Annotated in this window: 19 protein-coding genes; 10 read left to right on the forward strand and 9 right to left on the reverse strand. The window is 71.8% G+C overall.

Going from position 1 to position 23,215, the window contains the following annotated elements:
• Nucleotides 1–57: 57 nt before the first annotated feature.
• Nucleotides 58–1,311: a tetratricopeptide repeat protein gene (locus EV372_RS21730; RefSeq protein ID WP_130397520.1), complete on the forward strand. Its 1,254-nt coding sequence runs from the start codon at nt 58–60 to the stop codon at nt 1,309–1,311.
• 126 nt (nt 1,312–1,437) lie between these two features.
• Here the strand turns inward: EV372_RS21730 and EV372_RS21735 are convergent, their stop codons facing one another.
• The 4 genes from EV372_RS21735 to EV372_RS21750 all read right to left on the reverse strand — a co-directional run bounded on the left by EV372_RS21735 (nt 1,438) and on the right by EV372_RS21750 (nt 5,186).
• A complete protein-coding gene (locus EV372_RS21735; protein ID WP_013152513.1) occupies nt 1,438–1,626 on the reverse strand; it encodes a DUF5999 family protein in 189 nt (62 codons plus the stop codon).
• A gap of 185 nt (nt 1,627–1,811) precedes the next feature.
• Complete coding sequence (locus EV372_RS21740; protein ID WP_253792869.1) at nt 1,812–3,242, reverse strand: threonine/serine exporter family protein; 1,431 nt, start codon at nt 3,240–3,242, stop codon at nt 1,812–1,814.
• Between the two features lie 368 nt (nt 3,243–3,610).
• Nucleotides 3,611–4,315: a response regulator gene (locus EV372_RS21745; RefSeq protein WP_130397521.1), complete on the reverse strand. Its 705-nt coding sequence runs from the start codon at nt 4,313–4,315 to the stop codon at nt 3,611–3,613.
• 58 nt (nt 4,316–4,373) lie between these two features.
• Complete coding sequence (locus EV372_RS21750) at nt 4,374–5,186, reverse strand: RecB family exonuclease (RefSeq protein WP_130397522.1); 813 nt, start codon at nt 5,184–5,186, stop codon at nt 4,374–4,376.
• A gap of 362 nt (nt 5,187–5,548) precedes the next feature.
• Here EV372_RS21750 and EV372_RS21755 point away from each other — a divergent pair, with 362 nt between their 5' ends.
• Nucleotides 5,549–6,613 (forward strand): site-2 protease family protein, encoded by a 1,065-nt coding sequence (locus EV372_RS21755; RefSeq protein WP_130399042.1) that lies wholly within the window; start codon nt 5,549–5,551, stop codon nt 6,611–6,613.
• Nucleotides 6,614–6,772: 159 nt separating this feature from the next.
• Here EV372_RS21755 and EV372_RS21760 read toward each other — a convergent pair whose 3' ends face one another.
• Both EV372_RS21760 and EV372_RS21765 read right to left on the reverse strand, forming a co-directional pair.
• Nucleotides 6,773–7,246, reverse strand: coding sequence for a hypothetical protein (locus EV372_RS21760; RefSeq protein ID WP_130397523.1), 474 nt, complete (start codon nt 7,244–7,246; stop codon nt 6,773–6,775).
• A 32-nt stretch (nt 7,247–7,278) separates the two neighbouring features.
• Entirely contained in the window at nt 7,279–8,562 is a 1,284-nt protein-coding gene (locus EV372_RS21765; protein ID WP_130399043.1) for a helix-turn-helix domain-containing protein, read from the reverse strand.
• 209 nt (nt 8,563–8,771) lie between these two features.
• Between EV372_RS21765 and EV372_RS21770 the strand changes: the two genes are divergently transcribed.
• A complete protein-coding gene (locus EV372_RS21770; RefSeq protein WP_130397524.1) occupies nt 8,772–9,137 on the forward strand; it encodes a hypothetical protein in 366 nt (121 codons plus the stop codon).
• A gap of 250 nt (nt 9,138–9,387) precedes the next feature.
• On the opposite strand, the gene ppgK is transcribed toward EV372_RS21770, so the two are convergent.
• Nucleotides 9,388–10,152, reverse strand: coding sequence for a polyphosphate--glucose phosphotransferase (gene ppgK / locus EV372_RS21780; RefSeq protein ID WP_130397525.1), 765 nt, complete (start codon nt 10,150–10,152; stop codon nt 9,388–9,390).
• Between the two features lie 191 nt (nt 10,153–10,343).
• Here ppgK and EV372_RS21785 point away from each other — a divergent pair, with 191 nt between their 5' ends.
• The 3 genes from EV372_RS21785 (at nt 10,344) to EV372_RS21795 (ending at nt 15,054) form a co-directional block, all read left to right on the forward strand.
• Nucleotides 10,344–11,408, forward strand: a complete 1,065-nt coding sequence (locus EV372_RS21785; RefSeq protein ID WP_130397526.1) for a tRNA (adenine-N1)-methyltransferase — start codon at nt 10,344–10,346, stop codon at nt 11,406–11,408.
• Between the two features lie 347 nt (nt 11,409–11,755).
• Nucleotides 11,756–13,525 (forward strand): proteasome ATPase, encoded by a 1,770-nt coding sequence (arc, locus tag EV372_RS21790; protein ID WP_019609145.1) that lies wholly within the window; start codon nt 11,756–11,758, stop codon nt 13,523–13,525.
• A 263-nt stretch (nt 13,526–13,788) separates the two neighbouring features.
• Entirely contained in the window at nt 13,789–15,054 is a 1,266-nt protein-coding gene (locus tag EV372_RS21795; RefSeq protein WP_130397527.1) for a hemolysin family protein, read from the forward strand.
• A gap of 93 nt (nt 15,055–15,147) precedes the next feature.
• On the opposite strand, the gene EV372_RS21800 is transcribed toward EV372_RS21795, so the two are convergent.
• Nucleotides 15,148–15,483, reverse strand: a complete 336-nt coding sequence (locus tag EV372_RS21800) for an STAS domain-containing protein (protein ID WP_130397528.1) — start codon at nt 15,481–15,483, stop codon at nt 15,148–15,150.
• A gap of 725 nt (nt 15,484–16,208) precedes the next feature.
• On the opposite strand from EV372_RS21800, the gene EV372_RS21805 reads away from it, so the two are divergent.
• The 3 genes from EV372_RS21805 to dop all read left to right on the forward strand — a co-directional run bounded on the left by EV372_RS21805 (nt 16,209) and on the right by dop (nt 20,014).
• Complete coding sequence (locus EV372_RS21805; RefSeq protein WP_130397529.1) at nt 16,209–17,666, forward strand: DUF3238 domain-containing protein; 1,458 nt, start codon at nt 16,209–16,211, stop codon at nt 17,664–17,666.
• 16 nt (nt 17,667–17,682) lie between these two features.
• On the forward strand, nt 17,683–18,153 hold the full coding sequence (locus EV372_RS21810; RefSeq protein WP_130397530.1) for a hypothetical protein: 471 nt from the start codon (nt 17,683–17,685) through the stop codon (nt 18,151–18,153).
• A gap of 343 nt (nt 18,154–18,496) precedes the next feature.
• Nucleotides 18,497–20,014: a depupylase/deamidase Dop gene (gene dop / locus EV372_RS21815; RefSeq protein ID WP_013152525.1), complete on the forward strand. Its 1,518-nt coding sequence runs from the start codon at nt 18,497–18,499 to the stop codon at nt 20,012–20,014.
• Nucleotides 20,015–20,088: 74 nt separating this feature from the next.
• Here dop and EV372_RS21820 read toward each other — a convergent pair whose 3' ends face one another.
• The gene (locus EV372_RS21820) at nt 20,089–21,603 is read right to left on the reverse strand and encodes a PucR family transcriptional regulator (protein ID WP_130397531.1); all 1,515 of its coding nucleotides are present in this window, start codon (nt 21,601–21,603) and stop codon (nt 20,089–20,091) included.
• Between the two features lie 239 nt (nt 21,604–21,842).
• Here EV372_RS21820 and EV372_RS21825 point away from each other — a divergent pair, with 239 nt between their 5' ends.
• Complete coding sequence (locus EV372_RS21825) at nt 21,843–23,141, forward strand: MFS transporter (RefSeq protein WP_130397532.1); 1,299 nt, start codon at nt 21,843–21,845, stop codon at nt 23,139–23,141.
• Nucleotides 23,142–23,215: the final 74 nt, after the last annotated feature.

The raw sequence follows: 23,215 nt of genomic DNA on the forward strand, positions 1-23,215 counted from the left end.
GGATCGCGTTCCCACCACGCGGACCGCCACCCCGCCACCCCCATGGAAAGCGGAGACATGACCACGACGTCCGGACCTTCCGCGCGCTCTGGCCCCGCCGACCCGCCCCCGGCCACCGATCCCCGGGACACGGACGAGGCGCAGGCGCCGACCGGGCAGGGCGCCGCCGAACTGTGCGACCAGGCCCAAGACCTCGCCGGGAGCGGCCACCTCAAACGCGCGGCCAAGCTCTACCAGCAGGCGGTGGCCGCCAACCCCCACCCGCGGGTGCAGGCCCGCGCCCTGCTCGGCCTGGCCGTGGTCGAGGACCAGCGGGGAGACCTGGCCGCCGCCCGTGAGGCCGCCCGCCGCGCCCTGGCCACCGGCGACCCGCGCTACGCCCCGCGCGCCGCCTACCACCTGGCGCTCTCCCTCGAACAGGACGGCGACCACGCCGAGGCCGACCGCGTCTGGCGCCGCCTGCTCGACCTGGGCGGGGCCGACTACACGGCCGTGGCGCACTACGGGCTGGCCCGCTCCGCCGAGGGTCGCGGCGACACCGGCGGGGCCGAGGAGCACTGGGAGGCGGCGCTGGCCCTGCCGTCCGATCCCGGTTCGCTCGGCCGCCTGCACGCGGCCACCGTCGTGGACGCCTCCCGCGACCTGGCCGAACGCCTGTTGGGGCGAGGGCTGCCGGGCGCCGCCGCGGCCGCGGTCGAACGCGGCCTGTCGGTCGCGGACGATCCCGGTCTGCGCCTGCTGCGCGCCGCCGCCCACCTGGAGCACGCCATCGCCGACGTCGGCGCCATCGTGGACCCGGACGCGCCCGCCGAGGACGCTGAGGAGCCGGGGGCCGCGCCGGGCACCTTCGCCGCCGCCGTGGAGCTCCTGGCGGGTCTGCTGGCCCTGCGCGGGGACCCCGGCACGGCCGAGCGGGTCTGGCGGCTGGGTCTGGGGGACCGGGACCCGGACACCGCGGGGGAGGTGCGCCGACGGCTGCGCAGGGGCTTCGCCGCGCCCGAGGAGGACGGGGTCGGGGAGGCGTGGTGGGACCCCTACCTGGAGGAGGCCGCGGCGACCGCGAGCGCGCCCGCGCTGGCGGGGGAGCTGTTCGCCGTGGTCACCCAGATGCACGCGCTGCTGGCGCTGCCGGTGGCCGAGGGGGAGGCGCGCCCGGCTGCGCTGCGGGCCGCGATGGAGCAGGCGCTGCGCACGCCGAGCGGACTGGTGTGGGGGCCCGGCGTGCACGCCGACTTCCGGCGTCGGCTGAGCGAGGCGATGGGCGGCCAGGACGTGCTGCCGGAGGGGTGGCCCGACGCGGTCCGGGAGTGAGGCCGGGGACGGGCCCCGGCGCTCGTGCGGTCGCCGGGGGCCGTCGGGGGCACGTCACCGCCCGGGGGTGCTTGCCGGGCGGGGTACGTCGGCCTCGCGGCCGCGGTGTGCGGGTGTGGCCGGGCGTCAGGCGGCGACGCGGGGCCGGTGCGGGGCGACGACCGCCCCGTCGGGAAGCAGCTCACCGGTGTCGTCGAAGAGGACGACACCGTTGCAGAGCAGGCTCCAGCCCTGCTCGGGGTGGCTGGAGACGACCCGGGCCGCCTCGCGGTCGGTGTCCTCGAAGGACGGGCAGGCAGGTTCGTGGCTGCACATGGGACAGGCCTTTCGGTCCAGAGGTGCTCGTCGTTGAGCTGACGCCAAGAGTAGTGGTTCACATCACATGCTTGTCGCGGTTTAACACGCATGTGTTCGCCCCGCCGCTGTCGTCCGCTCTCGGTGAGTGAGACACCCCCAGGTCAGCAATAGTTCTGCCCTGTCCTGCTCCGGACACGGGGAGCTCAGTACCCGCCGCGTGTCCGGCGCGCCGCCGGGCGGCTGCGCATCCCCGCACCGGCCAGTCCGCCGTGCTGGAAGGCCCTGACCAGCTCGCCGCCGAGGTTGACCCCCGCGCCCAGCGCCAGGCCGACCGTGACCGCCTCCGCGAGGCTGAGCAGCCCGGTGGAGGGGTCGCCCTGCGTGATCTCGATCAGGCCCCGGTACAGGATGCTGCCGGGCAGCAGCGGGGCGATCGACGGGACCAGGTAGGGCAGCACCGGTCTGCGCGTGCGCCGCGCCAGCCAGTGGCCCACCACGCCCACCGCGACCGCGCCCGCGACCGTGCCCACCACCGCGGGCACGTGCAGCAGGTCGCGCATGCCCGCGTAGATCACCCAGATCATCACGCCGAGCACGCCGATCATCGGCAGCATCCGGGGCGGTACGGCGAGCGAGATCGCGAAGGCCACCGCGATCCCCGCCGCGCCGATCAGCACGGGGATCTCCATCGAGGTGCCCGCGGAGGGGAGGTCCTCCAGGTTGATGTTCACGCCCAGGCGCTGGGCGGTGTAGGCGACCGCGCCCACGCCGGACACGATCGCGCCCAGGATGAAGAAGGTCTCCAGCAGGCGCGCCGCCGCCGACACGTAGGTGCCGCTGATGCCGTCCTGGAGGCTGGAGACCAGCGGGCGTCCGGGCAGCAGGGCCATGATGTTGCCGGTGATGATCGCCCCGGCCTGGAGGCCGAGGTCCAGTGTGGTGCTGGCCCACAGCAGCGCCACGCCGATCGTGGCGGCCACCACCGCGGCGCCCGCCATCTGGTAGAACTCCGCGACGCCCCGCTTGGCCAGGAACACCGACGTGCGGTCGCCCATGACGGTGGCCAGGAAGGCCGCGGTCGCCACGATCAGGCCGCCGCCCACCATGAGGCTCGCGCTGGAGGCGATGAGGCCGAACCCGACCGCGATGAGCCAGTTGGGGTAGGGCATGCGGGCGCGCCTGATCTGGGTCAGGCGGGCGGCGGCGTCCTCCAGCTCCAGCAGGCCGAGCGCGCACTGCTGCACCAGGGTGTGCAGTTCGTTGACCCGGAAGTAGTCCAGGGTGCGGCGGCGCACCACCCGTTCGCCGGTGATCGGGGGGTGTTCGCCCCCGGGGTGGGTGGACAGGGTGATGGTGGTGAAGGTGACCGAGACCTCCGATCGGGGCAGGTCGAAGGCGACCGAGAGGCTGAGCATCGCCTCGCTGACGGCCTCCGTGCCCTCTCCGCTGGCGAGCATCAGCTCGCCCACCCGCAGCACCAGGTCGATGGCGCGGGCGTCGGGGAGGTTGACGTCCTCGGTCTCGTCGAAGCCGTCCGGGGTCAGCTCCCGCTCGTGCGCCTCCCGCCAGTCCCGCATCCTGCTGAGCAGGCGGTCCTCGCTCGGGGGCACGGGCCGCTCCCGCTTGCTTGGCATTCCTGTCTCCGTCTCCTCCCCGCCTGTACCCGTGGTGACCGGCGTGCTGTGGACAACCCATGAGGGGACGCGGTCCCGGAGGGTGGGGTTCGCCCGGAACGGGGCTCGTGGCCGGTGAGTTCGATCACCGGATCATCCTGTCAAGGCCGGGGGCCCGTCCACAGCGACGCGCCGGGGTCTCCGGCGCCGCGCCCGGGGCCCGTGTTCGGGGGGCCTCGGGCCGGTCCGGAGCCTTTGCGGGGCGGGGGTTCGCGCGCCGGGGCCGTGTGTCCGCGCGGATCGGTGAACCTGGTGGCCCGGTGCGTGTGTCGCGGGCGGGGTCCGCAGGACCTGGTGGCCAGGTCCTCCCGGGACGCGGGTCGCGGGTGTCAGCCGGAGTCGGGTCCGGAGCCGTCGTCGCGCTCACCGGGGCGGACCAGTCCGTGCTCGTAGGCGTAGACGACCGCCTGGACCCGGTCGCGCAGTTCCAGCTTGGTGAGGATGTTGCCGACGTGGGACTTGACGGTGGTCTCGCCCAGGACCAGGTGGGCGGCGATCTCGGCGTTGGACCACCCGCGCGCGAGCAGGCGCAGGACCTCGTGCTCGCGGGCGGTCAGGGTGTCCTCGGCGGCTTCGGTGCCGGGGGAGGCGGAGGGCAGGAGCGGGGCGAAGCGGTCGAGCAGGCGGTTGAGCACCGCGGGGGAGACGGCCGCCGCCCCGTCCGCGACCACCTCCACGGCCGAGACGAGTTCGGCGGGCGGCGCGTCCTTGAGCAGGAACCCCGAGGCGCCCGCGCGCAGCACCTCGACGGCGTACTCGTCCAGGTCGAAGGTGGTCAGCGCCAGGACCCGTACCCGGTGGCCCAGGGGCCGCGCCCACGACACGATCTGCCGGGTGGCCTCGACCCCGTCCATGCCGGGCATGCGCACGTCCATGAGGACGACGTCGGGCAGCAGGCCGCGGGTCGCCCGGACCGCCTCGCGGCCGTCGGAGGCCTCGCCCACGACGGACAGGTGCGGGGCGGACTCCAGGATCATGCGGAAGCCGGCGCGGACGAGGGGCTGGTCGTCGACCAGCAGTACTGAGACGGGCACAGGGGGAATTGTGCCGCATCCCGGGCGGTGCGCGGGTCCGAGCCCGGGGTCACCCGCGTCAGCGGACCGTCGGAGCGGGCAGGGGCGGCGGGGTGCCGCCGAACTCCGGGCACAGCGCCTGGTGCTCGCACCAGCCGCAGAGCTTGCTCCTGCGGGGCTCCCACACCCCGGCGCGTCCGGCCGCCTCGATTCGCGCCCAGATGCCGGCGATCTCGGACTCCGCGGCCCGGAGTTCGTCCTCGGTGGGGTCGTACCAGCGCACCGCGCCGTCGCCGCCCAGGTAGACGAGTTGGAGGCGGGTGGGGACGACGCCGAGGTCGCGCCAGATCATGACCGCGTAGAAGAAGATCTGGAAGCGGGCCTTGTCCTCGAACCGGGGCGCGGGGGACTTGCCGGTCTTGTAGTCCACGATGCGGATCTGGCCGGAGGGGGTGGCGTCGATGCGGTCCACGTAGCCGCGCAGCCGCAGGCCGGTGGGCAGGGACACCTCCAGGCGCATCTCGCGGTCGCGGGGCTCCAAGGCGGTGGGGTTCTCCAGGTCGAAGTAGCGGCGGACCAGGTCGCGGGCGGACTCCAGCCAGGTGTCGCGCTCGGCGTCGTCGGCGAACAGCTCGTCCAGCTCGGGCTTGTTCTCGCGCAGGTTCTTCCACTGGGGCTCGACGAGGCCGACGGCGTTGCGCGGGTTGCGCGACTCGGCGGGCAGCTCGTACAGGCGCTCCAGGCAGGCGTGGACGAGGGTGCCGCGCAGGGCCGCCGCGCTGGGCGCCTCGGGGAGGCGGTCGATGGTGCGGAAGCGGAACAGCAGCGGGCACTGGAGGAAGTCGGAGGCCCGGGAGGGGGAGAGGGCGGACGGGAGGAGCGCGGTGGTCATGGATCGAGCCTATGAGAAGGTCGCGACAGGCCGGGAGGGGAGAGGGCGGCCTGGGGACGAGCGGCCCGTGGGGGACGGGTGCGGGCGGCGGTCCCGAATCCGGGCAGCACGGTGCGGACCGGCCCCGTGGGCCCCCTGTATCCAGGAGACACCGGCGGCCCGGCGTAGCGCCACGGCCGGACCGGGCCTGTGGACAACCGGGCGGGCAGTGCGGCGCGGAGCCGGGTCGTGGGCGCCGCGGGGTCGGGGCGGGCGGGCCGTAGGCTGGGGGTGTGACGACCGGTAGTGACCCATCCGCGCCCAGACCCCGCGAGCGTTCCGCCAGACCGGGGTTACTGATCGGCCGCCCCTTCGGCATCCCGGTGTACGTGACCTCCTCGTGGCTGATCGTCGCGGCGCTGATCACCCTGGTCTACGGCGGCGTCGTCCAGGGCCGCCTGGCGCTGGGGCCGGCCGCCTACCTGCTGGCCTTCGTGTTCGCCGTGCTGCTCTACGCCTCGGTGCTGGTGCACGAGCTGGCGCACGCGGTGGTCGCGCGCATGTACGGCCTGCCGGTCCGGCGCATCGTGCTGTACGTGCTGGGCGGGGTCTCCGAGATCGAGCGCGAGGCGCCCACGCCGGGGCGTGAGTTCTGGATCGCGTTCGCCGGTCCGCTGTTCTCCCTGCTGCTGGCGGCGGGCGGGTTCGGTCTGTACCTGTTCACCGAGCCGCGCACCGTGGTGGGCGAGCTGCTGTTCCAGTTGTGGATCGCCAACCTGCTGGTGGGCGCGTTCAACCTGTTGCCGGGGCTTCCGCTGGACGGCGGGCGGCTGCTGCGCGCCGGGGTGTGGAAGGTGACGGGCAGGCCCTTCGCGGGGAGTGTGGCCGCGGCCTGGGGCGGTCGGGTGCTGGCGCTGCTGGTGGTGGCGCTGCCGTTCCTGATCACGTGGTGGGCGGGCGGACGGCTCAGCCCGTGGAGCGTGGTGTGGGGCTTCGTCCTGGGCGGTTTCATGTGGATGGGCGCTTCCGACGCGTTGCGCTCCGCCCGGGTGCGGGAGCGCATTCCGCGCCTGCGGGCCCGGGACCTGGCCCGGGCCTCGGTGACGGTGCCGGCCGACACGCCGCTGGCCGAGGCCGAGCGCCGGGCCCGGGAGGCGGAGGCGGTGGAGGTCGTGGTGACCGACGCCCAGGGCGCCCCCACGGCGGTGGTGCACCCGGCGGCGGCCGGGGCGATCGAGCCGCAGCGCCGGGCGTGGGTGCCGGTGTCGAGCGTGTCCCGTGCGGTGACCGAGCATTCTCTGGTGCCGGTGGGTCTGGAGGGTGAGGAGTTGCTGCGGGAGCTGACGGGTCATCCGCTGCCGGAGTACGTGGTGGTGGACGAGTCCGGTGGGGTGCGCGGGGTGCTCAGGGCCGCGGACGTCAACGCGGTGGTCTCGGGCGGGCGCTGAACCGGCCGGGGCCGAACGGTGTCGGTGGGAGCGCCTTCCCCTTCGAGGCGGGGGCGCGCGGCGCGGGTGGCGGACGCTGGGCCGTGGGCGGGTGCCGGTCTTCTCCTTCGCGGCGCGGCTGGGACTCGCGCGGCGCGGTTGGCCGCTGCCGAACCGGGGTCAGCGGCGGGCGCCCTCGGGCCACAGCACCGAGACCGGACGAAAGAGCGAGCGCGCGTAGGCCACCACGTCGGCGGTGCCGCCGGGGCCGCGCGCGGGCCGGCCGTCCCAGACGGCCACGAGCTGGTCGCAGCGCCGCACGAGCAGCCTTCCGGCCTCCAGGTGCGCCTGGGGCGTGGACTCGGTGTGGGGCAGGGTGTGCACGAGGACGGCCTGTCGCAGGAGGCGGTCGTAGACGGGGCGGTGCTCCTCGGGCAGCGCCTGGCGGTAGCCGGAGGCGGGGATGACCGCCTCCAGCGGGGCTCCGGCGGCCACGACGGCCTCGGCGAAGGCGGCGTCGGCACCGTCGGCCAGGCGGGACAGGCCCACCATCTCGCAGCCGTAGGGCTCCAGGTGGGCGGTGAGCAGCGCGGTGACGGTGCGTCGCACGCCGGGGGCCAGGTCGCGGTGACCGGTGACTCCGATGTGGATCACGGGACCTCCCTGATGATCGCTTCGCGGCTTTCCTACCCCTGGGCGGCGGCGCCCCTCACCAGGGACAGGAGCCGGTCGTCCAGGGAGGCCGCGCAGCGCGCCCGGGTTCCCGAGTAGCGTCGGCGAAAGGCCCGGACCCGGCCGATGATCCGCTCGGACTCGTAGCGCACGCCCGTGTTCAGCGCCTCGTGGACCAGGTGGAAGGCCTCGTCCACGTCCCCCGCGTCGGCGTGCGCCGAGGCCAGTTCCACCTGGAGGACCGCGGACTGCTTGGGGTTGCCCCCCTCGGGTGCGAACGCCTCGGCGAAGGCCCGCCGGGCGTCGTGCGGCTGGCGCAGCCGCACGCCCACCCGGGCGCGGTAACCGGCGACCTTGGTCTCGTCGAAGGCGAACACCCACGGCCAGGGCGGGTCGGTGTTGGCGGAGCGGGCCACCTCCCGCTCCGCCCGGCCCAGGGCGCGCGCGGCCGCCGCGCCGTCCCCGTTCCCGGCGTGCGCGAGCGCCCCCACGCAGGCCAGCCAGGCGCGCGCGGTGGGGTGGGCGGCGGGGCCCAGGACGTGTTCGGCCTCCTGGACCAGTCCCAGGCCCAGGTGGTGGTCCTCGGCGGTGTCGGTCTCGAAGGCCGCCAGGGAGCCCAGCATGTACACGTCGAGCAGGCGCATGTCCGCCTGGCGCGCGCGCGTCACGGCGGTGCGGTAGTGCGCCCTGGCCGATCCCATGTCCCCCCGGTCCGCGTGCAGCCAGGCGGCGAAGCCGGAGGCCTCGCTGGCCGCGGCGCTCAACTCGCCGTGGAAGGGCGTCCCGTGCGCTTGCCCACGCATGTGCTCGGCCAGATGCACGTGCGCCACAGCGCTGGGCAGCAGGTGGCGGGAGGGGGAGGTGGCGTCCATGCGGCGCTGGCCCCCGGTGATGGCGCGCAGCGAGGGCGCGGTGGCCTCGTTGACGGTGTCGGGACACGGGTCCGACGCCACCGGGGCCGGAGCCGCACCGGTGGCGACGGTGGCGGCGGTGAGCAGGGCTCCCGCGGCCACCGCGCGTCCGAAGTCGCGGCGCCTCGTGGTGTCCACCCCCTTCTCTGCGGGACGGGCCTGGGGCGCGGTGCCGCCGAAACGCAGCATGTGCAGCGGGATGCCCAGGCGTCGGGCGAGGTCGTGTACCTGGCTGATGGTCAGCGACTGCTGGCCGTTGACCACGCGCGAGACCCAGCTCTGGGAGTAGTCGATCGCGCGGGCGAGGTCACCCTGGGACCAGCCGTGCGCCGCGCGCACGCCCTCGATGACCGTCGCCATGTCACAGGTGGCCAGGGCACCCGCCATGCGGGGGCGTGTCCACAGGTCCGGTGGAAGAACGCCGTCTGGTTGGGACATGAGCTTAGGTTAGGGACTCCGGGCGCCGCTGGTGGCTATGTGTAAGAAAGAAGTACGTATGCGTGATCCGCATAGGACCGGCGGTTTTCCCTCCGGATACGGCAGAGTGCAAGGGTCGTTGGTCCCAGAAGGCGTCTGGGAAGGGGAGGGGAGTCCCGTTGACCGTTGAGACCCCGCCGGCGGGGAGTCCGAGTCCGAAGTGTGACCCGGGTACGGCCGGGCCGGTGGACCGCGTGGAGCTGACGGACCTCGCCCTGCGCGGGCTGGCCGCCGAGCTGCGCTCACGCGGGGTGGAGGCCCGTGAGGACGGGTTGTGCGGGGCGGTGGACGCCGGTCCCAGCGCCCGGCCCCACCGCGCCCTGCTGCGGCCCCACCGCGGGGACCTGTGGTGGTGGATGCGCTGGCCGCTCCAGGACGGACTGCCCACGGCGTTGGCGGGCGTGCCCATCTCACCGGTCGCGCACACCTCAGCCGCCGCGCGGCGGATCGTGGTCGCCCTGTCCCTGTCCGTCGGCGAGGGCTGAGCGGGCGCGGTCCGCCGCGCGGAACGCCCCCGGAGTGATCCCGTAGGAGCGGCCGAACCACCGCCTCAGGTGGCTCTGGTCGGTGAACCCCGACCGCGCGGAGGCCTCCGACAGCGGCACCCCAGCCGCGCACCGGCGTCCACGCCCCCGGCGCCGGGGGCGCCGTGGCCGTGTACGGGCCCAGGGGGGACGTGGACAAGGTGGTCAGGGGGCTGCGCCCGCACCCCTAGGGCCGGTGGCCCGGGCAGCCTCAGCCGGTCTCGGACTCGGCGGCGGCCAGGGCGGCGCCGACGATCCCGGCCGTGTTGAGCAGCGAGGCGGCCACGACGGGCGTGCGGATGTCCAGCAGCGGCAGGAACTTGTCCGCCTTGCGGCTGACCCCGCCGCCGACCACGATCAGGTCCGGCCACAGCAGGTCCTCCACGACCCGGTAGTAGCGCTGCAGCCGCTCGGTCGCCCACTCGCGGTAGGACAGCTCCTCGCGTTCCTTGGCGCCCGAGGAGGCCCGCGTCTCGGCGTCGTGGCCGTCGATCTCCAGGTGTCCGAACTCGGTGTTGGGCACCAGGCGCCCGTCCACCACCAGGGCGGTGCCGATCCCCGTGCCCAGGGTGGTCATCAGCACCACCCCCGGCACGTCCTTGGCCGCGCCGTAGCGGGTCTCGGCCACGGCGGCGGCGTCGGCGTCGTTGAGCACGCGCACCGGGCGGCCGGTGGCCTCGGCGAACAGCGACCGCGCGTCGGTGTCGATCCAGCTCTTGTCCAGGTTGGCCGCGGTGCGCACCACGCCCCCCTGCACCACGCCCGGGAAGGTCACTCCCAGGGGCATTCCCGCCGCCTCGGGGAAGTGCTCGGCGATCCCGTGCACGATCTCGGCCACCGCCTCGGGGTCGGAGCGGTCGGGGGTGAGGACCTTCATCCGCTCCTTGAGGAACTCGCCGGTGGTCAGGTCGACCGGCGCGCCCTTGATCCCGCTGCCGCCGATGTCGATTCCCAGCCCCGTGGTCAGCTGTGACATGGGTTGTCTTCTCCCGTGGTCCTCGTGTGGTGGTCGGGCGCGGTCAGGGGCCCGTCAGGCTGAATACTGCCCTGGGAGCGGGGATTTCGCACGCGAGGGCGCCCCGGGCCCGTTCGCCGCGGTACCGGGGGGCCGATACCCTGGGCGATCGCCCTGCCAACCAATAGCGACGTGGGAAGACGAGAGCGACGTTGACCGGTATCCATGGCCGCCGCGGCCCCTTCACCGACGGCGACACCGTGCAGTTGACCGACCCCAAGGGTCGCATGCACACCATCACCCTGCGAGAGGGCGCCGCCTTCCACTCCCACAAGGGCAAGGTCGACCACGACGACCTCATCGGACAGCCCGAGGGCAGTGTGGTGCGCTCCAACACCGGCACGGCCTACGTGGCGCTGCGCCCCCTGCTGATCGACTACACCCTGTCGATGAAGCGGGGCGCGACCATCGTCTACCCCAAGGACGCCGCCCAGGTGCTCGTGGAGGCCGACATCTTCCCCGGCGCGCGCGTGGTGGAGGCCGGGGCGGGCTCGGGGGCCATGTCCAACTGGCTGCTGCGCGCGGTCGGTGAGAGCGGCATGGTGCACTCCTACGAGCGCCGCGCCGACTTCGCCGAGATCGCCCGCAAGAACGTGGAGAGGTTCCACGGCGGTCCGCACCCGGCCTGGAAGCTCACCGTCGGCGATCTGGTGGAGGAGCTGGACGAGACCGACGTCGACCGCGTCTTCCTGGACATGCTCGCGCCCTGGGAGTGCCTGGACGCGGTCGCCGACGCCCTCATCCCGGGCGGGCTGGTGTGCTGCTACGTCGCCACCACCACCCAGCTCTCGCGCGTGGTGGAGCAGCTGCGCGAGGACCCGCGCTTCTACGAGCCGCGCTCGTGGGAGACCATGCTGCGCACCTGGCACGTGGAGGGTCTGGCGGTGCGCCCCGACCACCGCATGATCGGGCACACCGGCTTCCTGGTGGTCGCGCGCCGCCTGGCCGACGGGGCCGAGGCCCCCGAGCGCCGCCGCCGTCCGGCCAAGGGCGCCTACGGCAAGGACTTCACCGCCGCGCGCGAGCAGGACCGGCGCGCGGACGGAGCGGGGGAGGCGGCCCCGGCCGAGGAGGTCCGGGCGCTGGCCACCGACACGGCGGTCCCCGAGGCGCCCCGGGGCGTCGAGGAGTCCGGCGGGGCGGCCGACGCCTCCGGCCCGCAGGCCCCGGGGGACACCGTCGACCCTCGGGCCCCGGAGGGCGGCGCCCGCGGCTGAATTCCCGGCTCCTCACCCGAGCCCACCGGCTGAGCCCGCCCGCGCAGGCCGCACGCCGCTCCTCAGCGTGCGTCCTCGGCGCGGTCCCCACGGGGACCCGCCCGGGCGGGCTCCGGCGTGTGCGGGCGGGTCCGCTGACATGCGCGGGGAGGGATCGCCCGGAAGGGGCGGACTCCTTGCCCGTGGCCGGACCCAGAGGTTACGTTCTCATTACGTCGGGTCATCCGGTAGCACTCTGACCTGTGATGACGCAAGACCTGGAAATGAGGCCTACGACACTCTGCGGCCTTGGGAGGTTAGGAATAGGGCGAGGGTAGGTAGGCTCCGATGTAGTTCCTCATAGGGAGGTGGCGGACGTGGCTGAGCGCGACGACGAGCGTCAGAGCGACCGGGACCGTGAAGTCGAAGAACTCACGGCCCAGGTCTCCTACATGGAAAAGGAACTCAGCGTTGTTCGGCGCAAGCTCGCCGATTCGCCCCGGCATGTACGCCTGCTGGAGGAGCGGCTGAGGGAGGCACAGGCCAACCTCGCCGCCGCCAACGGCCAGAACGAACGGCTCGTCTCCACTTTGAAGGAGGCGCGCGAGCAGATCGTGGCGCTCAAGGAGGAGGTCGACCGGCTGGCCCAGCCGCCGTCGGGCTTCGGCGTCTACCTCGGTTCGCGCGAGGACGAGACCGTCGAGATCTTCACCAACGGCCGCAAGATGCGGGTCAACGTCAGTCCCTCCGTGGACCTGGACAACCTGCGCCCCGGCCAGGAGGTCATGCTCAACGAGGCCTTCAACGTCGTCGAGGTGGAGTCCTTCGAGACCGTCGGCGAGGTCGTCATGCTCAAGGAGATCCTTGAGGACGGCGAGCGCGCCCTGGTGATCTCCCACCACGACGAGGAGCGGATCGTCCGCCTGGCCGAGCCGCTGCGCGACGAGGCGATCCGCCCCGGCGACTCGCTGCTGCTGGAGCCGCGCTCGGGCTACGTCTACGAGCGCATCCCCAAGTCCGAGGTCGAGGAGCTCATCCTCGAAGAGGTCCCCGACATCGCCTACACCGACATCGGCGGCCTCTCCGGGCAGATCGAGATGATCCGCGACGCGGTCGAGCTGCCCTACCTGTACAAGGAGCTCTTCTACGAGCACAAGCTGCGCCCGCCCAAGGGCGTGCTGCTCTACGGCCCTCCCGGGTGCGGCAAGACGCTCATCGCCAAGGCGGTCGCCAACTCGCTGGCCAAGCAGGTCGCCGAGCGCACCGGCCGCGACGTCGGCAAGAGCTTCTTCCTCAACATCAAGGGCCCCGAGCTGCTCAACAAGTACGTGGGCGAGACCGAGCGGCACATCCGCCTGGTCTTCCAGCGCGCACGGGAGAAGGCCTCCGAGGGCACTCCGGTCATCGTCTTCTTCGACGAGATGGACTCGATCTTCCGCACCCGCGGCTCGGGCGTGTCCTCCGACGTGGAGAATACGATCGTGCCCCAGCTCCTGAGCGAGATCGACGGTGTGGAGGGCCTGGAGAACGTCATCGTCATCGGCGCCTCCAACCGCGAGGACATGATCGACCCGGCGATCCTGCGGCCCGGCCGCCTGGACGTCAAGATCAAGATCGAGCGGCCCGACGCCGAGGCGGCCCGCGACATCTTCGGCAAGTACATCACCACGGACCTGCCGCTGCACGACGAGGACCTCGTCGAGCACGGCGGTTCGGCCAGGGCCACGGTGGACGCCATGATCCAGCGGGTCGTGGAGCGCATGTACACCGAGGGCGAGGAGAACCGCTTCCTGGAGGTCACCTACGCCAACGGTGACAAGGAGGTCCTGTACTTCAAGGACTTCAACTCCGGCGCGATGATCGAGAACATCGTCTCCCGGGCCAAGAAGATGGCCATCAAGGACTTCATCGACCAGCAGTCCAAGGGCATCCGGGTCTCGCACCTGATGCAGGCCTGCGTCGACGAGTTCAGCGAGAACGAGGACCTGCCCAACACCACCAACCCCGATGACTGGGCGCGCATCTCCGGCAAGAAGGGCGAGCGCATCGTCTACATCCGGACCCTGGTCACGGGCAAGAAGGGCGCGGACTCCGGTCGGAGCATCGACACGGTGCCCAACACCGGCCAGTACCTGTAGAAACGCACTCTGAGAGCGCCTTGAGGGGCCGACCGGAACTTCCGGTCGGCCCCTTCTCGTGCCGCTTGTTTCCGGTCTCCGTGTTAGCAGGGTGTTGACACTTTTCCGGAGGCGGAGCGGGCCGAGGAGTGGCCTTGCCGGCGCCCGTTCGCATCCGGCTGACAGCCGAGGGCGGTCCCTGGGCGGGGTTGTGAGAGGCTCTGGTGCCACGGCCCGAACGGGTGCCGTGCCAGAGCACTACAGCATCGGAGACGACAGCAGTTATGGAAAGCTACGGGGTTCAACTCGGCCTCGTCCTTGTCCTCGTTCTCGTCAACGCCCTGTTCGCGGGGAGCGAGATCGCCCTGATCACCCTCCGGGAAGGGCAGATCAAACAGTTGGCGGCACGGGGTCCCGGCGGCCGGGCGGTGGCTCGCCTGGCACGGGATCCCAACCGTTTCCTGGCCACCATCCAGATCGGCATCACCCTCGCCGGCTTCCTGGCCTCGGCCACCGCGGCCGTGTCCCTGGCACAGCCCCTCATCGAGCCCCTGGGCTTCCTGGGTTCGGCCGCCAGCCCGGTGGCGATCGTCCTGGTCACCGTGCTCCTGTCCTTCGTCACGCTGGTCTTCGGAGAGCTGGCGCCCAAGCGCATCGCCATGCAGCGGGCCGAGACGTGGGCGGTGCTGGTCTCCCGTCCCTTGGACCTGCTCGCCATGCTCTCCCGCCCCGTGGTGTGGCTGTTGAGCGTCTCCACCAACCTCGTGGTGCGCCTGACGGGCGGTGACCCCTCCGCGGCCAGGGAGGAGGTCAGCGAGGAGGAGCTGCGCGACATGCTCGCCACCCAGCGGGGCATGACCCGGGAGCAGCGCACGATCATCTCCGGAGCCTTCGAGATCGACGACCGGCGCCTGCGCCAGGTCGTCGTTCCCCGTGGTGAGGTGTTCACCATCCCCGCCCGCACGCCCGCGGCCCAGGCGGCGCAGATGCTCGCCGAACACGGGCACTCCCGGGCGCCGGTGGTGAGCGACGACGACCTGGACGACGTGCTCGGTGTCGTGCACTGGTCCGACCTGGTGCGCGGTGGGGCCGACGCCGGAGAACTGGCCCGCGAACCGCTGCTCCTGCCCGATTCCCTGGTGGTGTCGTTGGCACTGCGCCGCATGATCGCCGAACACCAGCAGTTGGGCGTGGTCATCAACGAGGTCGGCGGTGTCGACGGCATCGTGAGCCTGGAGGACCTGCTGGAGGAGATCGTCGGGGAGATCTACGACGAGACCGATTCCGACATTCGCACCGTGACCCGCAACGCCGACGGGTCCTTCACCCTGCCCGGGACCTATCCCGTGCACGACCTGCCCGACATCGACATCCACCTGGACGACCTGCCCGAAGGGGACTACGTCACCGTCGCCGGCCTGGTCATCGCGGTGCTGGGCCACATCCCCCAGGAGCCGGGGGAAGAGGTGGCACTGGACTCCTGGAAGGCCAGGATCGACCAGGCCAACGGGCGCACCGTCACCCAGGTGACCATGTTCCCCGCGGCGTGACACCACGCGGCCCCCTCCGGGGCGGGCGGGCCCTGGGGCCCATCCGCTTCCGGAGGGCGCCACGTGGCCCGCCCCGTGCCGGACGGGGCCGCGTCACCCGCCCCCGGCCGCCTGGGCCTCCCGCAGGCTCGCGTAGAGGGGTACGGCCTTTCCCAACCCCACCAGGTCGAAGACACGGCGCACACTCCGGTGGGGCACGACCACGCTCATCGTCGAACCGCTCGCGGAGGCGCAGCGCAGCGCCCGCGCCAGTGCGCTGAGACCGGAGGAGTCGCAGAAGGTGGTCGAGGACATGTCCACGATCACGTGCCCGGGCTCGCACGTCACGGCTCTTTCCAGAGCCCGGGCGAGATGGTCGCGCACGCTCAGGTCGATCTCGCGCGGAGTGGTCAGCACGCGCACGGGCTGGGACACGATGGTGACGGTCATGAGTGGCTTTCCCCGGGTGTGTTCGCGGCTGGGGGAGGAAGGGCCCTGCCGCGCGGGCGAACAGGTGCGGGCACGAGAGCCTCCACCCTGTCGTGCCCTGCTACCCGTTCCCAGAGGAAGAAAACCCGTGGCCGCCCCCCTTTCACGCGGCCGGGCCCGTTCGTTTTTCCCGGGGAGAGGACGGACCCGGGTGAAGCGCCACTCTCTTCCTCATGGGAGCGAAAGGGACTGGGAGCGGCATTCGCGGGTGCAACACCCGTTTGATGGCTGCCTGGTGCAAATGTGACATGGACTGTCGTGATCGGCGCGGTGGAGCGATGACGGAAGCCGTGTTCCATGCGTAACCACTGAGTCCCGTGGGGCTGATGTTATTAATAGGATCGCGCTGGACGGCAGGAGTCGTTGTTCAGCTTCGGGGCAGGCGGTATTCGTCGCTTGTTGGAGTTGGTTGTGTAAAGGAGCAGCCTGGTCGGGAAGTGCGCAGTCCCGGTGCGTTTGGAGTACTCGGCGTGGCGCAATTCACGTAAGACCACGGGGCTGGCCCCGGCAGCCTCCACCGGATAACGGGGAACTCCTGTGAACTGCACTGATCACAACGAACACGCGGGGATACCGGTGGCGCGCTCACTCGCCCAGAGAAACGTGATGCGCGACAAGGGCCCTTGGGCCTTGATCCCGTCTTCCGGGGCTGATGTGATCGCATCACCCTAGTGAATGGATCCCCCGTGTTCAGATACTCCCGTTTCCTTTCCGTCCTCGTCGTTTCCTCACTGGCTCTTCCCCTGTTGCATTCTCCAGCGCTGGCCGAACCATCGGTGATAGGCGTGCAGGAACTCGATATCTCGGAGGCCGAGAACTCCTTGACTTTCTCGTGGGCGCCGGTGGCGGGCGCGGCGGAGTACGTCGCTTTCGAGGAGATCCCCAAGCCCGAGCAGAACAGGGATCCGCTGGCTCCCCTCTACAGGGGGGAGAGTCCTGGTTTCGTCTACGACGGCCTCGGCCCCCGAGAGGTGTCCCGGATCAGGATCCTCGCCATCGACGAGAGTGAGCGGGTTCTCGCCCGAACCCTGGTCAGGACCAGTACCGGCGGGGCCGCCGAATCGGCGCAGGAGCTCAGCTGGATCGCGAGCGCGGAGGGTCTGGAAGTCTTTCTCGGGAGCCGGGGCGACGGGGTTCCGCTGCTCGAACACCCGGAGAACAGAACGTTCGGTGCGCAGAACCTGGAGGAGTCGTTCGTCGACCCCGACTTCGCCGGTGAGCCCGAGACCTACCGACTGGTGTCCGAGGAGCGGGCCGAACCGGTTCCGCTGCGGGACCCGGACTCGCCCCTGCCCGAGAAGTTGGCACGGAACCATGTGGTGGAGGTGCCCGGTTTCCTGCCCCCCGAAAGCGGCGACCTGGCCGGAGAGGTTGATTCCCTCCAAGAAGTACTGATCATGCGAACGATGTCGCGTCAGTTCGAGTGGGAATCTTTCATCGAGGACGACTACGTCCCCGCGCCACCCTTCTGTGGCACAACGCAGGAGGAATCCGGTGACCTGTACTTCGGAGGGGACGGCCGGGATTTCTCCAGATGGACAAACGGAAGCACGAACCGCTTCCGGATGTCGGTCAGGGCGGATTTCAGTCTGCCGAACTTCGCTGGGAGCCCTCCTGAGTTCCTCGGCTGGGAAGACCCGAGCGCGCTTCCCGTCCTGAGCATGGGAGAATCCTCCCTCTATGTTCAGCGGGAGGACGGTTCGATGGAAGAACTGGATGCTGAGACCGCGCCTCTGGACGAGCTGGGTGTCAGTTCGGTTTTCATCAACAGGACCACGGCTGAATTTTCCATGTCGGCTGCCGCCTCGAATCCACTGTGTGAGATCTTCGGAAGGGAGGCCCCGTCTGTCGACATCGCGCTGTACGTCATTCTTCACGCTGACGGGTCGTACAGTTACGTAGGGGCCAGGGACGCCGCCCCCAGCCACAGTGCTATAATTGCGACGCACACGATCCAAGAGTTTCCTCCCCCTTCCTTCGGGCAGTTCCTGAACAGCATGCGGTACCCCCACATCACGTGCGTACACAAGCACTCCAGCTGGGGATTGGGCTATTTGGCGCTTCCGCCGATTCCGATGAACTTCACCGACGGCAACCACAGCGACCCGTCCGCCAGCGGGGATTGTTCGACGGTGAACCCCTAAATTCTGCGAGGCGTGCATGACCGCCACTGAGAAGATGTTCAGACTAGCTGCCGGTGGCGGTCTGCACGCCTGCCTTCTGCTCAACCTTCCATTCGGCGCCAACCCCGGCGCTCCTCCGGCGGAATTTTTCTCCGATCACCTCATCGCTTACGTTGTTCTCGTTTCCCTGTCCACGGCCGTCGGAGTTCTCGCCTCCTTCCTGTCGGGGAGAGGGGAACACCCGGATGCCGGGGCCGGTCTGCGTGCCCCCATCTTTGCTTCTGCTTCCTGCGTGGCGCTCGTCTACGCAGCTCTGCCGATATCCCTGTTCTTCAGCTGGGGGGTGACGTCGGGAAACGTCATCCTCTCTCTCGCCGCCTTCGCCGTCGGATTCATTCTGCACTACTCTTTCCTGAGGATCGCTTTCATAAAGGCCTTCGGGAAGGTTTTCGCCTCTTTCTCCCTCGTGCTTCCGGTGCTCTTCATCGCTCTCTATTCCATGGTGTAGACGGGCGTCGCGGGGAGCTCCCGGAACCCGTCGCCGGCGGCGGCTGGCACGGGTGGCCGCGCGCCCTTCCGGTCCGGACGAACGCCTGCGGCCCCGCGCGTCGGCGCGCTCACACACCCGGGGCGCCGTCGCCCGGCTCCGGAGCCGGGCCACAGCGCCCCCGGCAGCGGGCGGTCCCGTGCGCCGAAGCGGTGCCCGCGTCAGCCGGGAGGAGACCTCCGTATGCCGTGACCTGCGAGGAAACGGCACGCCGCGGTACCGCGCAACGCCCCGGAACACGGCACTTGGGCCACAATTGGCGCGGAAGCGTTCAAGACCACGCCTCGGTGGATAACCTCTCACCATGAGTGTGCGGCGGATTATGGGTATCGAGACCGAGTACGGGATCTCCGTACCAGGCAACCCCGGGGCCAACGCGATGGTCACCTCCACCCAGGTGGTCAACGCCTATCTGGCCGCCTCGGCGGCCCGGGCGCGGCGTGCCCGCTGGGACTTCGAGGAGGAGAACCCGCTGCGCGACGCGCGCGGCTTCGACCTGGCACGTGAGGTCGCCGATCCCACGCAGCTCACCGACGAGGACCTGGGCCTGGCCAACGTCATCCTCACCAACGGCGCCCGCCTGTACGTGGACCACGCCCACCCCGAGTACTCGGCGCCCGAGGTCACCAACCCGCGCGACGCGGTGCTGTGGGACAAGGCGGGGGAGCGGGTGATGGCCGACGCCGCCGCGCGGGCGGGCGCCACCCCGGGCATCGAGCCGATCCAGCTGTACAAGAACAACACCGACAACAAGGGCGCCTCCTACGGCTGCCACGAGAACTACCTGATGCACCGGTCGACGCCGTTCGGCGACATCGTCCGGCACCTGATCCCGTTCTTCGTCTCCCGCCAGGTGGTGTGCGGGGCGGGCAAGGTCGGCATCGGCTCCGACGGGCAGGGCAGCGGCTTCCAGATCTCCCAGCGCGCCGACTTCTTCGAGGTCGAGGTGGGGTTGGAGACCACCCTCAAGCGCCCCATCATCAACACCAGGGACGAACCGCACGCCGACCCCGACCAGTACCGGCGGCTGCACGTCATCATCGGCGACGCCAACATGAGCGAGATCTCCACCTACCTCAAGCTGGGGACGACGGCGCTGGTGCTGTCGATGATCGAGGACGGGTTCCTGAGCGCGGACCTGTCCCTGGAGACCCCGGTGGCCGACCTGCGGGAGGTCTCGCACGACCCCGGCCTCACCCACCGGGTGCGGCTGCGCGACGGGCGGCGGATGACCGCGCTGGAACTCCAGTGCGAGTACCTGGACCAGGCCCGCAAGTACGTGGAGGACCGCTTCGGCACCGACGTGGACCCCGACACCGCCGACGTCCTGGACCGCTGGGAGTCGGTGCTCAACCGGCTGGGAGCCGACCCGATGAGCCTGGCCGACGAGCTGGACTGGGTGGCCAAGCTCAAGGTGCTGGAGGGCTACCGCTCCCGTGACTCCCTGGAGTGGTCGCACCCGCGCCTGCAACTGGTGGACCTGCAGTACTCCGACGTGCGGGCGGACAAGGGCATCTACAACCGGCTGGTGGCGCGCGGGCGGATGAAGCGCCTGCTGGAGGAGGCCCAGGTGGACCGGGCGGTCACCGAGCCGCCGGAGGACACCCGTGCCTACTTCCGCGGGCGCTGCCTGGCCAAGTACGCCGACGAGGTGGCCGCCGCCTCCTGGGACTCGGTGATCTTCGACCTGCCGGGCTACGACTCGCTCCAGCGGGTGCCGACCCTGGAGCCGCGCCGGGGCACCAAGGAACACGTGGGGAAGCTGCTGGACGCCTCCCCGACCGCGGCCGACCTGGTGGCGGTGCTCACCGGAGGCCGCTGACCGGCGGGCGTCCGCCGCCCCGGGGGACACGGACGCCCGCCCGCCGCCCGTGTCCGGGCCGTCGCCGGGGCGCCTCAGGTGTGCCAGGTGCCGTCGTGGCAGCGGACGGGCTCCAGGCTCAGGGCGGTCCACAGCTCCAGGCGGGTGCGGGGCTCGTCCAGGCGGCGGCCCATGACCCGCTCGGCGGCGCGCAGCCGCGAGCGCAGGGTGTTGCGGTGCACGCCCAGGTCCCGGGCGGTCGCCTCCACCTGGGCGCTGTTGTCCAGGTAGTGGCGCAGGGTGTGCGCCAGTTCCGTGCCGTTGCGGACGTCGTGGGCGCGCAGCCTGCCCAGGACCGCCTGGTCGAAGGCGCGCGCCCCCTCGGCCGGGACCGCCGAGCGCAGCAGCGCCCAGGCGTCGGTCTCGTCCACGTGCCGGTACCCCTCCGTCGCGGCCTGGCGCGCCCGGTCCACGGCCGAGGACAGGTCGTCGGGCCCCCGGGCGGTGCAGGCCCCGGCCGCGACCGGGCCGCCGCCCGGGGCGGACAGCGCCTCGAACAGGCGCCTGCCCAGGCGGGGTGCGCTCCCGCTGTCGGGCAGGACGGCCACCAGCACGTCCTCCAGGGCGCACAGGCCGCCGTTGCGCGCGGCACCGGTGTCGCCGAGCACGTCGGTCAGCGCGTCCACCGCGTGGTCCAGCAGCCGGTCGGGCGAGGGGTCCCGCAGGCACACCACCTCCCAGGGCGGGGCGGGCAGGGGCAGGGGCGCCCGGGGCCGCCCCGTCACCGCGGCGAGCAGGACCGGGGCGCGTTCGCGGTACAGCGTCCGCCGGGCGTCGCGCGAGTGCAGCAGGTCCACCGCCAGCAGTGAGGCCGCGTGGTTGGCCAGCATGCGCACGTGCGGCGTCACCGGGGACGGGCAGCGCAGCGCCAGCCAGCCCAGGGTCCGGCCGGTGGGCCCCAGCGTCTGGAGGAGGACGCTCGCCTCCCCGTCGGCCAGCACCGTCATCCCGCGCGGGCGCCCCGCCAGGGCCGATCGCACCAGCGCGTGCCAGGGGGGTTCGGTGTCGGGCACGGCCGCGCTCGTCATCCCGTTGCGGTCCAGCAGCAGCGACGCCCCCGAGGTGGCCGAGGACAGCTCGCCCATCACCCCGGCCGGACCCGAGCGCAGCGACGCGCGCGCCATCGCGTCCTGCGCGGTGAGCACCCGGTGCTGTTCGCGCGTGCGCTCCGCCGCGTAGTGGTCGGCCACCGCCTCCACCACCGCGACGAAGGGGGTCTCGCCCTCCACACGCAGGATCGGCAGGCCCAGGGCGTCGCCCTCCTCCAGAACCTCGGGCGGAACCTCGCTCCGCCACACGTCCACGGCCAACCCCAGACCGGCGCACCCGGCCCCGTGCAGTCGGCGCACGTAGGCGCGGCGCGCCCGCTCGTCGGCGCCCAGCCCCAGCCCGACCGTGAGCACCAGCTCCCCGCCGCGCAGCCAGCGCACCGGGTCGTGCAGCTCGATCACGTGCGCCCAGCGGATCGCCCTGTCCAGGCCGGAGCGGCCCGCCGCCGCCCGCACCTCCAGGTCCGGGTCGGCCGTGATGTCGCGGACCGTGATCGCCAACGTCCCCACCTCCTGCCTCGCGGGTTGTGCACTGTGCACATGTGTAACAGCTGGCACGGTGCACACCGTCCCGGCGCGGATGGCCGGGGAGTGTCTACGGTCACAACAACACCCGAACCATCGGTCGTGACCCGCGGTGGCGCCCGTCCGCGACGTGTCGGCGGTGCCGCGCCGGTCCGCGGCGCCCGCCGACCGGCCGACCCGGCGCGGGGCCGCACCGAACGCGCAACGGAGTACACATGTCAGAGCGGACCGCCCCCACGTCCTCGCACCCCGCGCGTGCGGCCGTGGCGGCCTTCGTCGGCACCACCATCGAGTGGTTCGACTTCTACGTCTACGCCACGGCCGCCAGCCTGGTGTTCGGCACCCTGTTCTTCCCGCCCGGCACCGACCCGGTGATCGGCCTGATGGCCTCCTTCGCCACCTTCTCGGTGGGCTTCTTCGCCCGACCGCTGGGCGGCCTGGTCTTCGGCCACTTCGGCGACCGCCTGGGCCGCAAGTCCGCGCTGGTCATCACCCTGCTGATGATGGGCACGGCCACGTTCTGCGTGGGCCTGCTGCCCACCTACGAGCAGGCGGGGTTCATCGCCCCGGCGCTGCTGGTCCTGCTGCGCTTCGTCCAGGGCATCGCCGTGGGCGGGGAGTGGGGCGGCGCCGTCCTGATGGCGGTCGAGCACGCCCCCGAGAACCGCAAGACCTTCTACGGCTCCTTCGCCCAGCTCGGCAACCCGGCCGGTGCGCTGCTGGCCACGGGCTCGTTCGGGCTCATCGCCGCCTGGGACGCCGACCTGCTCCACACCTGGGGCTGGCGCCTGCCCTTCCTCGCCTCGGTCCTGCTGGTCCTGGTGGGCCTGTTCATCCGCCTGAAGGTGGAGGAGTCGCCGGTCTTCGAGGCCATGCGCGAGGACACCGACCAGCCGCGGGAGCTGCCGCTGCGCGAGGCCGTGCGCGGCTCCTGGCGCCCGCTGCTGCTGGGCATCGGCATCCTGCCGGTGGCCGTCGGCGGCTACTACGTCGTCACCACCTTCCTCCAGGCCTACGGCGTCACCGAGGTCGGTATCAGCGAGCAGGTCATCCTCAGCGGCCTGAGCCTGGCCGCGTTCGTCGAACTCGTCGCGACCCTGGGCGTGTCCTGGCTGGGCGACCGCTTCGGCACCGTCCGCGTCGTCACCATCGGACTGGTCGGCGTCATCGTGCTGGCGCTTCCCCAGTTCCTGGTGCTGGAGACCGGCAGCACCGTGCTGATCTTCGTGGTGCTGTGCGTGATGCGCCTGGCCATGGCCGCGGTCTACGGGCCCATCGCCCGCGTGCTCGCCCAGATGTTCCCGCCGCGCACCCGCTACACCAGCATCTCCATCGCCTACCAGGTCGCGGGGGCGATCTTCGGCGGCCTGTCGCCGATCGTGTGCACCGCCCTGCTCGCCGCCACCGGCAGCATCCTGCCGGTGGCCGGCCTGCTCATGGTCATGGCCGTGGTGAGCATCCTGTGCCTGGCCAGGGCGCCGCGCCACCGCGACAGCGACCTCGCCGCCGCCTGAGGCCCCCGCTTCGTGCCCGCAGGGGGCCGGGGGACGCGACCTCACGCCCCTGTGACCTCGGGCCCCGCGGCCCG

It is taken from the genome of Nocardiopsis sp. CNZ308 (assembly GCF_004217075.1).